Below are 9,589 nucleotides of genomic sequence, written 5' to 3'. Positions count from 1 at the left end.
CCGGTGGACGCGGCGCCGGTGAGGGTCCCGCTGGACGCGGCGTCGCCGGGGCGGGCCACCGGGGTCAGGCGCTTGTCGCGCACGAGCCGGTTGAGCAGCTGGGTGTGGTGCAGCACCTCGTAGTGCCCGCCGAGCTGGGGGTACTCGTTCTTGATGGTGTTGAAGCAGTGCGCGCAGGTGACGACGATCTTGGTCGCGCCGACCTCGCTCAGGGTCTCGACGTTCTGGGCGGCCAGCATCTGGAAGAGGAACTCGTTGCCGGCGCGGCGGGCCGGGTCGCCGGTGCAGGCCTCGCCGTCGCCGAGCACCGCGAAGCTGACCTCGGCGGTGTGCAGCAGCTCGGCCACGGCCCGGGTCGTCTTCTTGGCGCGGTCCTCGTAGGCGCCGGCGCAGCCGACCCAGAACAGGTAGTCGACCTCGCCGAGGTCCTCGACGTCGACACCGACCTGCTTGACCTCGAAGGGCAGGTCCTTGGCCCAGTCCATCCGCAGCCGCGGCGCCAGGCCCCACGGGTTGCTGTTCTTCTCGAGGTTCTTGAACAGCCCGTTCAGCTCGGCCGGGAACGCGGACTCGATGAGGTTCTTGTAGCGGCGCAGGTCCACGATCGCATCGACGTGCTCGATGTCGACGGGGCACTGCTCGACGCAGGCGCCGCAGGTGGTGCACGACCACAGCACGTCCTCGTCGATGACGGCGCCACCATCCGGCGTACCGTGCGGGTTGTAGGCCGTCAGCGGGTTGCGAATGTCGTAGCCGGTCGTCCCGACGAGCTGCTCGGTCGCGACCGCGCCCCTCGTGGCGTCGCTGAAGCCGTCGGCCCCGTTCGACGCGTCCGAGGCGTTCTCGATGCCGGCCGCGCGGACCTCCTCGGAGGCCAGCAGCCAGGGGGCCTTGGCGTGCGCGTGGTCGCGCAGCGTCATGACGAGCAGCTTCGGCGAGAGGGGCTTGTCGGTGTTCCACGCCGGGCACTGGGACTGGCAGCGGCCGCACTCGGTGCACGTGGTGAAGTCCAGCAGCCCCTTCCAGGTGAAGTCCTCGACCTTGCCGACCCCCAGCGGCGCGTCCTCGGGCAGGTCCTCGACGTTCTCGAAGTCGAGCACCTGCCCGTTGACGCGGATCGGCTGCAGCTGCCCGAGGCTGGTCCGCCCGTCGGCGTGCCGCTTGAAGAAGATGTTGGGGAAGGCCAGGAACCGGTGCCAGGCCACGCCCATCGTCGGGGTCAGCGCGATGGTGATCATCCACGCGAACGAGATGAGGATCTTGACCGCGGCCACGACCACGATGGCGTTCTCCAGCGCCTCGACCGACCAGCCGGTCAACATCCCGCCGAGCCAGCCGGTCAGCGGGTAGTGCAGCCCGTTCGCGTCCCCGACGGCCGTGGTGCCCGTGGAGCCCCCGTTGGACTCCAGCGCGTACTCCAGCCCGCGCAGCGTCAGGATGCACAGCGTCACCCCGAGGATCGTGGCCTCGACGTAGTACGCCTGCCACCACGTCGAGCCGAAGAACCGGCTGCGCCGCCCGCCCTCACCGGCGGCCGAACGCGGGTGCTGCCGCTGCCGGATCACGATGAGCACGAGGATGCCCAGCAGCCCGGTCCATGCGAAGAACTCGGTGACCCACTCGAACGGCGGGAAGTGCCCGATCAGCGGCAGCGCGAAGTCCGGCTTGAACAGCTGTCCGAACGCGTTCAGCAGCGTGAAGAACAGGACGCCGAAGCTGACCATCGTGAACCAGTGCGCCACCGCCACCACCGGCAGCCGCGACATCCGGGTGTGCCCCAGGAACTCACGCAGCAAGGTCCGGGTCCGCTCCCCCTTCGCATCACCCCGGTCCTCGGGCTGACCGAGCCGGAACGTGGCCACGAACCCGTTGACCGTCCTGACCAGCAACGCCACCGCCACCGCGGTGACCCCGAGGCAGACGACGACCGCGACGATCTGGAGCGCACTCATGCCGGCGAGTCTAGTGACGAGTTAGCAAGCGCTTAGTGATTGTGACGGGCGCCTCGACGTGACGCTCGTCCCCTTGCGTGGGCCGGCTTCCCGGGTGTCGCGTGCCATGACAAGCGCAGGGTCGTGGACCAGATCGTGAACGCATGTCTTGGCAAGAGATAACGAGATGTTGGAATATGCATAACGAGTCTCCGGTTGTCGCCGACGACCGAGCGCGCCACCAGCCGTACCAGCCGTACCAGCCGCACACTGCCGACTGCCGAAGGGGCCCCACGCCATGCCGATCCACGACGACGTCACCAAGCTGATCGGGAACACCCCGCTCGTCCGACTCAACCGGGTCACCGACGGCGCCCCGGCCACCGTGGCGGCGAAGCTGGAGTTCTACAACCCGGCCAGCTCCGTCAAGGACCGCATCGGCGTCTCGATCATCGACGCCGCCGAGGCGAGCGGTGAGCTCGAGCCCGGCGGCACCATCGTCGAGGCGACCTCGGGCAACACCGGGATCGCGCTCGCCATGGTCGGAGCGGCGCGCGGCTACAAGGTCGTCCTCACCATGCCGGAGTCGATGAGCAAGGAGCGCCGCGCGCTGCTGCGTGCCTTCGGTGCCGAGCTCGTCCTCACCGACCCGGCCACCGGCATGAAGGGTGCGGTCGCCAAGGCCGACGAGATCGCCGCCGAGCGCGGTGGCGTCCTGGCCCGCCAGTTCGCCAACGAGGCCAACCCGGAGATCCACCGCAGGACGACGGCCGAGGAGATCTGGAAGGACACCGACGGCACGGTCGACATCGTCGTGGCCGGCATCGGTACCGGCGGCACCATCACCGGCGTGGGCCAGGTGCTCAAGGCCCGCAAGCCCGAGGTCCAGATCGTCGCCGTCGAGCCGGCCGAGTCGCCGATCCTCAACGGCGGCCAGCCCGGCCCGCACAAGATCCAGGGCCTCGGCGCCAACTTCGTGCCCGAGATCCTCGACACCGAGATCTACGACGAGGTCATCGACGTCGACGCCGACACGGCCGTCAAGTACGCGCGCCGCGCCGCCACCGAGGAGGGCCTCCTCGTCGGCATCAGCTCCGGCGCCGCGATCGCGGCCGCCGCCCAGGTGGCCCAGCGCCCCGAGAACGAGGGCAAGACCATCGTCGTCGTCATCCCGTCGTTCGGCGAGCGCTACCTGTCCACGGTCCTCTTCGAGGGCCTCGTCGACTGAGACCCGTCCGGGTCCGAGGAGTCGGTCGCATGAGCACCGCAGCCACCACCACCGCGCAGGTCGAGTCGCGACCGCGACCGGCCGAGCCCGCGCTGTCGCTGGTCCGGGACGTCCCCGCCGACGCCCCGGCCCGCCGCGGCGACGCCACGCCCGCCCTCGGCCCCGACGCCGCGCCGGGGCAGCCCGAGCCCGCGTACCGCGGCCCGCTCGGCTGGGCCCGACGCGTCGTCGACCGGGCCCGTGAGGACGTCGACGGCGCCCTGGCCCGCGACCCCGCGGCCAGCTCGCGCCTCGAGGTGGTCCTCACCTCGCCCGGCCTGCACGCCATCTGGGCGCACCGGGGACTGCACGAGCTGTGGAAGCACCCGGCCGGGCGTCTGCCGGCGCGGGTCCTGGCGACGGTCGCCCGCTCGGTCACCGGGGTCGAGATCCACCCCGGGGCCCGCATCGGGCGCCGGTTCTTCATCGACCACGGGATGGGTGTCGTCATCGGCGAGACCGCCGAGGTCGGCGACGACGTCATGCTCTACCACGGTGTGACGCTCGGCGGCCGTTCCCTCGCGCGGGTCAAGCGGCACCCCACGGTCGGCAACCGCGTCACCATCGGGGCGGGGGCCCGCATCCTCGGTCCGGTTCTCGTCGGTGACGACGTGCAGGTCGGCGCCAACTCGGTCGTCGTCAAGGACGTCCCGGCGGGCGCCGTCGCCACCGGCATCCCCGCCGTCCTGCGCTTCCCGAAGCGCGACGCCGCCAACCAGTGGGTCGACCCCGCCATCTACATCTGAGCCGGCCGGCTCCCCGCGGCCGGGGCGTGGCGCGTCAGCACGCGTCCCGGCCCCGGCCGCCCTCGTCACCGGCGGCGGTGCGTCACGGCGTCACGGTCAGCAGCCCGCGGGCGCCACGCTCGGCGTCGGCCATGACGTGGGTGACGAACGGGTAGCTGCCCGGCTCCGTCGGGGCCAGCTCGACGAACCCGCCCTGCCCCGGCGCCAGGGCAAGTGCCTGGGCGCCGCCGTCGCGCCCACCGGCCGGGCCGCGTCCGCGGTCGAGCAGGTACGCGCCCTCGCTCCACACGGTGTCGAACTGTGAGCCGACGACGTGGAAGGCGCTACTGCGGTTGGGACCCGCCGCGAGCACCCAGATGCGGGTGAGCTGGCCGGCGCGGGTCACGAGCGGCGAGGCCACGTACTGGTTCGCCACGCCGTTGAACGTCACGAGGTCGGCGGCGTCGCCGGCCGCCTCCGTGGCGTCCACCTCGCGGACCGAGCCCACACCGTCCCCGTCGAGGAAGACCTCCGACTGGACGAGCACGTAGCTGTGGTCGACCGCCGGCAGACCGGGCGGGTCGATGACGACGGCCCCGAACAGACCTGCGCCGATGTGCGCGGTCATCGGCATCGTCGCGCAGTGGTAGAGCCAGATGCCGGCCCGACCGGCCGTGAAGGTGTAGGTCAGCGAGCCGCCGGGCGGGATGGTGCGCATGACGCGGTCGGGGGCGCGCTCGCCCGCGTGGAAGTCGACGGAGTGCCCCATCGGGGTGTCGTTGACGAGTCTCACGACGAAGGTGTCACCGACGCGTCCGTGCAGCGTCGGCCCGGGAACCGTCCCGCCGAAGGTCCAGCGCCGCTGCCGGACGCCCGGGGCCACCTCGAGCACGACCTCCTCGAGGCGCAGGGTCACGTCGTGCACGCGTCCCGCGGGCCCCGGCGGCAGGGTCGCGTCGACGGCGCGGAAGCCCGGTGGGAACGTCCCGGCGAGGCGGGTGGGCTGCGTCGGGGCTGCGGCTGAACCGCCGACCCCGTGCGGGATCGCAGTCTCGGCGCCGCGCGCCGGAGCGCCGGTCACCGCGACGTGCAGCACCATGCCCATCTGCCGGTGGCCGACCACGCTGCACCAGGCCTCGACGTCGGCGCCGACGACGCCGACGTCGAGCGTCGCCGCGTGCCCCGGCATGACCCGGGGCGTGCGGACTCCCGCGGCGAAGGTGAGGTCGTGCGGTGATCCGCTGTCGCTGTTGACGAGGTCGACGACGAGCCGGTCGCCGGCCGGCACGGCGACCGACGCGGGGACGAACGCCATGTCGTGCGCCTCGACGCGGACGCGTGTCGTGTGTCCGGTCGGTGTGACGCCTGCGGCGAGTGAGGACGCCGGTGGCGACGGCGAGCCGGCGCTCAGCAGGGCCGGGCTCAGGGCCACGCCGAGCGAGACGACGAGCGCCACGGCCGAGGCCGCAACGCCCACCTGCCCGCCGCCACGGGCTGGGAGGAGGGCCGACGCGCCGGGCGAGGGAGACGCGGTGACCGACGCCGTCACGGCTGACGTGGGCTCGGCGCCGCCGGGCGCGGTGGCCCGGGCCGCGGCGCCGGCCGAGGAGCCGGTGGCCGCCGGGAGGTCGCGACGGGCCCTGACCGCCGCACGCGTCGCGCCGAGCAGCAGGGGCACGAAGGCGCCGAGCGCACCGACGACGAGGACCGACACGCCGACCCGGACCGTCGACGGGACGGGCAGGACCGCCACGGCGAGGCCCAGCTGGACGACGGTGAGGCGCCACACCCAGGCCCGGTCGAACCAGGCTGACGCCGCCCTGGCCACCGACGGCCCGCCGCCGAGCACGACCGGGATGAGGTGCGAGAGGGCCCCGAAGAGGAGCTGGACGGCGAAGCCGACCGCGACGAGGCCCGCGACGACGCCATAGCCCTCGGCGACCGCGCTCCACGAACCGGCAGTACCCAGCCGCCAGGCGACGAGGACGACCGCACCGACGCCCCATGCCAGTCCGGCGGTCACCGACCAGGTGGCGAAGCTGCGCGGTGGTGCCTGGCGGGCCGGACGGACGAGCGCCCGACCCCACCACCCGAGACCGGCGACGTAGGTGACCAGTCCCCCGAGTGCGACGCCGCGCAGCCCGGCAACCGCTCCGCCGTCCAGGACGACCAGACCGGCGACCAGCAACGGAAGTGCTTGTCGGGCAAGGCGTTCGGCGCGGTCGTCCATCCGGGTGCGCAGCATCGTGGGCCAGAGCGTGACGAGCGTTCCCATGACGGTGAGGCCGAGCCAGCCGAGCACCATGGTCATCGAGTGGGCGACGAGCAGGCGGCCGTGCCACTCGTCGTCGAGGCCTCTGGCCAGCCAGGCGCCGAAGGTCGCCCCGACCGGCACGGCCGACGCGGCGGCGAGGTAGTAGTGGACGCTGGTCCGGAACCGTCCGGGCAGGGCGCGTCTGAGGCGCCGCCACAGCGCGACGCCGTGCCATCCGAGCGCCGCGGCCACCCCGGTCGCACCGGTGACCGTGAGCGGCCACGCTCCGCTGGGGACGCCGACGAGGACCAAGGTCGCACCGGCGAGCAGCACGACGATGCGCCGGTTCTGCCGGGTGCGGTCGTCGACCGAGTCCGGCGTGCGCAGGATCGCCTGGGTGAAGTGCGTGCTCCACACCATCGCCGAGTGCGTCAGCGCGCCCAGCAGGACGAGGTGCACGAGCAGCCAGTCGGCGGCGGGGACGACCGGGTGCAGGAGCGTCAGCAGCCCGGCGAGGGCGAGCCAGACGATGCCGGGACGGTCGCGCAGCGGGAAGCGTCCGCGTCGGGCGGCCGGGCGGTCGGACCTGCCGCCGCCGTCGCCGCCCGGTCCGGCGGCCCGGCCCGCCCGTCCGACCGGCGACGTGCCCGTGCCGTCGCTCATGCCGGGTGAGCGGGCACGTGGGCGTCCGCCTCGTCGTGCTGGTGGTCGTGCCGGTGGACGTGCAGGTGGTCGTTCGGGTGGTGGTGCGGCAGAGCGTGTGCGTGGTCGGGGGTCGGGCCCGGCGTCAGGGCGGCGACGCGGTCCCACTCGGGGCCGGCGAACGCGATGGCGGCTGCAGGGAAGAGCCCGTTCTCCTCGCGGTCGATGTGCGCGCGCAGCGCTCGCTCGAACGCGGGGAAGGCGGTGTGGGCACCGTCCCGGATGGCGGCGAGCTGCTCGTCGAGGGCGGTGTGCTCGGCGCACAGCCTGCCGACGTGGTCGGTGAACTCGGCATCCTCGGCGAGCACGCTGAAGAGCCCCGCCTCCTCGGCGACCGTGTGCGGATGCAGCAGGCCGAGGAGCCGCTCGACGGCCGGCCCGACGGCCCGGCCGTCACCGGACCAGCAGGCCCGTCGCAGGTCGCCGCAGGCGTTGATGATGTCGACGTGCTCGGACATGAACCGGCCGACGACGCTGATGTCCTCGCACCCGCAGTAGGAGCACATGGCCGTCTGCGGCGGTCAGGCGCGGGTGATCGCGAGGCGCCAGAGCTCGGGTCCCTCGACGAGGTAGGTCACCGTGACCGGGCCCTCCCGCTCGGCGATCTGGGCGAGCAGCGGCTTGGGGTCGTGGGGCGCGACGATGACGAGGGTGCCACCGGCCGGGATGGCCGACAGGGCGCCGAAGACCGTGGCGTGGCGGATCGCGTGGGGGATGGCGCGCACGTCGAGCTCGGGAGCGCCGTGTGTGTCGTCGCCGCACTCGCAGGCGTGGGCTGCTGGGGTGAGGGGCAGTTCGGTGCGGGCATCCATCGGTGGCCTCCACGGTCGATCTTTTCTACAATGACATTGTGAAAAGTACTCCTCCCCTCGGTCCCGCACCAACTCGGCAGGGCCCGGGCCTGGCCGGACAGCCCCTGGACCCGGCGCGTGCCCGTGTGCTGGAGGCCGTCGTGGAGGTCTCGTCCTCCGGTGGTGCGGCCACGGTCGGCGAGCTCGTCGAGGTGCTCGGCGGCCACCCCAACACCGTGCGGCACCACCTGGCCGGCTTGGCGGCCGAGGGTCTGGTCCGTGCCGCGCCGGCACCGGCGTCGCCCGGGAGAGGCCGACCGCCGACCCGCTACCGCGCGACGGAGCGCGCCGACGGGGCGCTCCCCACGGGGTCGGACATGGTCGAGGAGTACGTGGCTCTGGCGGCCGCCTTCGCCGAACGGCTGGCCGCGCGTGGTGGCGACCCGGGCGGTGACGCCCGGTCCATCGGTCGGGCCTGGGGCGCGACACTGCTCGGGCGCGGGGACCGTCGGCAGCCCGCCCGGGGCGCGCGGCAGGCGCGTGGACGGCGACGGACCGCAGGCGCCTCGGCCCTTGCTCGTCCCGCCGCCGGCGCCGTGGACCAGGTCCTCGCCGTCCTCGGGCGCCTGGGCTTCTCACCGCAGGTCCAGGCTGCCCCACCCGAGTCCGGCGAACCCGGGCCCGAGGCCGATGGCCCGACGACGGTCCTCCTCCGGACCTGCCCACTGCTCGAGTCGGCGCGTCGGCATCCCGAGGTCGTGTGTCAGGTCCACCGCGGCCTGGTCGAGGGTGTTCTCGATGCCGGGCGCCCGGCCGGCGGAGGCGTCGTCCATCCGGGCGTCCGGCTCGAGGCGTTCGCGCGACCCGGCGCGTGCGTCCTCACCCTGACGGCGGCTGCGACACTGGCCCGGTGAGCGAGCCGACCCCCCACCCGGCGACGGGCCCGCTGCCGCGCGTCAGCGTCGTCGTCCTCGCCGGTGGCACGTCGCGACGCTTCGGCGACGACAAGCTCGCCGCCCCGTTCGGCCGGGGCACCGTCCTCGACCACCTCCTCGGCGCCCTCCCCGGCGGCTGGCCGGTCGTCCTCGTCGGACCGCCGCGCGCCACCGCACGACCCGACGCGAGGTGGGTCCGCGAGCAGCCCCCCGGCGGTGGGCCGCTCGCCGCCGTGGCGGCCGGGCTGAGCCTCGTTGGCACCCCTCTCGTCGCCGTCGTCGCGGGCGACATGCCGTTCGCGGCGCCGGCGCTCGCGGTCCTCCTCGACGCCCTCGAGGCCTCGGGTCCGGAGACCGCGGCGGCCGTCGCCGTCGTCCAGGGCCGGCCCAACGCCCTGCTGGCCGTCTACCGGGTGGGCGACCTGCGGGACGGGCTGCCCGCGTCGGTCGGCGGGCTCCCTGCGCGGACGCTGCTCGCGAGGCCGCACGTCGAGGTGGCCGTCCCGCTGGTGCACGGTCGCGACGTCGACACGCCCGCCGACCTCGAGGCAGCCCGTTCCGAGCTGGGCTGAGGCCTGTCCGACGCGGGGACGCCCGGCCGTGACCGTGCCGGTTGGCGGAGGGTGTGGGATTCGAACCCACGGAGGTTTCCCTCGGGCGCTTTCAAGGCGCCTGCACTCGGCCGCTATGCGAACCCTCCAGCGGCGCCATGCCGACGCCGGGGCCTCATCATGCCGCACGCGAGGCCGTCCCACCCAACCGTGCGGCCGCTGCGTCCAGCCGGTGGGCCGCCCGGGTCGCGGGCGCCGTCCGGACCGGACGGGCACCCGCCCGCCCGACTGGGAGCGGGTGCCGGGCGGGCGGATGACGTCTGCTGCCAATGGTAACAGTTCGGCAACCATGGACCCGGCGAGGATTGACCTGTCAAACGCCGCGTGAGATACGCACTGTCTCTTATACACATCTGACGCTGCCGACGACGGA

General features: G+C 73.6%; 8 protein-coding genes and 1 tRNA gene. 4 read left to right on the top strand and 5 right to left on the bottom strand.

What is annotated here, in order from left to right; translation table 11 throughout:
- The coding region (locus ACR9ZK_RS18900; RefSeq protein WP_481343503.1) for a (Fe-S)-binding protein at window positions 1-1,952 on the bottom strand (1,952 nt) is incomplete at its 3' end.
- A 277-nt stretch (window positions 1,953-2,229) separates the two neighbouring features.
- Between ACR9ZK_RS18900 and cysK the strand changes: the two genes are divergently transcribed.
- Both cysK and epsC read left to right on the top strand, forming a co-directional pair.
- Window positions 2,230-3,159 carry a cysteine synthase A gene (gene cysK / locus ACR9ZK_RS18895; protein ID WP_481343502.1) on the top strand — a complete coding sequence of 310 codons (930 nt, stop codon included), beginning with the start codon at window positions 2,230-2,232 and terminating at the stop codon, window positions 3,157-3,159.
- Between the two features lie 29 nt (window positions 3,160-3,188).
- The gene (gene epsC, locus ACR9ZK_RS18890; RefSeq protein WP_481343501.1) at window positions 3,189-3,944 is read left to right on the top strand and encodes a serine O-acetyltransferase EpsC; all 756 of its coding nucleotides are present in this window, start codon (window positions 3,189-3,191) and stop codon (window positions 3,942-3,944) included.
- A gap of 82 nt (window positions 3,945-4,026) precedes the next feature.
- Here the strand turns inward: epsC and ACR9ZK_RS18885 are convergent, their stop codons facing one another.
- The 3 genes from ACR9ZK_RS18885 to ACR9ZK_RS18875 form a co-directional block, all read right to left on the bottom strand.
- Window positions 4,027-6,840: a multicopper oxidase domain-containing protein gene (locus ACR9ZK_RS18885; protein ID WP_481343500.1), complete on the bottom strand. Its 2,814-nt coding sequence runs from the start codon at window positions 6,838-6,840 to the stop codon at window positions 4,027-4,029.
- Window positions 6,837-7,337 carry a hemerythrin domain-containing protein gene (locus ACR9ZK_RS18880; protein WP_481343499.1) on the bottom strand — a complete coding sequence of 167 codons (501 nt, stop codon included), beginning with the start codon at window positions 7,335-7,337 and terminating at the stop codon, window positions 6,837-6,839. Before ACR9ZK_RS18880 ends, ACR9ZK_RS18885 begins: the two co-directional genes overlap by 4 nt.
- A gap of 63 nt (window positions 7,338-7,400) precedes the next feature.
- Window positions 7,401-7,691: a DUF2249 domain-containing protein gene (locus ACR9ZK_RS18875; protein ID WP_481343498.1), complete on the bottom strand. Its 291-nt coding sequence runs from the start codon at window positions 7,689-7,691 to the stop codon at window positions 7,401-7,403.
- Between the two features lie 2 nt (window positions 7,692-7,693).
- On the opposite strand from ACR9ZK_RS18875, the gene ACR9ZK_RS18870 reads away from it, so the two are divergent.
- A complete protein-coding gene (locus tag ACR9ZK_RS18870; protein ID WP_481343497.1) occupies window positions 7,694-8,584 on the top strand; it encodes a helix-turn-helix transcriptional regulator in 891 nt (296 codons plus the stop codon).
- Window positions 8,581-9,177, top strand: coding sequence for a molybdenum cofactor guanylyltransferase (gene mobA, locus ACR9ZK_RS18865; RefSeq protein WP_481343496.1), 597 nt, complete (start codon window positions 8,581-8,583; stop codon window positions 9,175-9,177). The genes ACR9ZK_RS18870 and mobA overlap by 4 nt, the downstream gene beginning before the upstream one ends.
- A 42-nt stretch (window positions 9,178-9,219) precedes the next feature.
- Here mobA and ACR9ZK_RS18860 read toward each other — a convergent pair.
- Window positions 9,220-9,305: transfer RNA gene (locus tag ACR9ZK_RS18860), tRNA-Ser, on the bottom strand.
- Between the last annotated feature and the right edge of the window lie 284 nt (window positions 9,306-9,589).

It is taken from the genome of Monashia sp. HAY1-5C, from assembly GCF_056755255.1.
The sequence above is the reverse complement of the archived record's forward strand: the minus strand, read 5'-3'. Positions and strand labels throughout refer to the sequence as shown.